This is a genomic window from Psychromonas sp. MB-3u-54 (assembly GCF_002836415.1).
In the GTDB taxonomy this organism is placed as follows: domain Bacteria; phylum Pseudomonadota; class Gammaproteobacteria; order Enterobacterales; family Psychromonadaceae; genus Psychromonas.
In genome coordinates this window covers 1-336 of sequence record NZ_PJBP01000046.1, presented here as the reverse complement: position 1 = coordinate 336, position 336 = coordinate 1, and the positions used below count along the sequence as shown (strand labels likewise).

1 protein-coding gene is annotated in these 336 nt (G+C 44.6%); it reads left to right on the top strand.

All coding sequences use genetic code 11. The annotated features are described in order from the left end of the window. On the top strand, positions 1-336 hold a 336-nt coding region (locus CXF72_RS00530), incomplete at both ends, for an RRXRR domain-containing protein (RefSeq protein WP_198552453.1).

Genomic DNA, 336 nt, shown 5'->3' with positions numbered 1-336 from the left:
AGAAGCCTTTAATGCCTTGTAAGCCAGCTATCGCAAGACTGCTGCTTAAACAAGGTAAAGCAAAGGTTAAAAACAGAATGCCTTTCATTATTAAAATGGTGGAAGATACAACCGAATTTATACAGCCGCTCATTGGTGGTATGGACACTGGCAGCGAGAATATTGGTTGTGCCGCTACAGCCAACGGAAAAGTGTTATATCAAAGCGAAGTTAAATTACGTACCGATATATCCAAGAAGATGCAGCAACGCGCTATGTATCGCAGAACGCGCAGAGGAAGAAAGTGCCGCTATCGTCCTGCTCGATGGGCAAATCGCGCATCCTTGCGTAAAACGA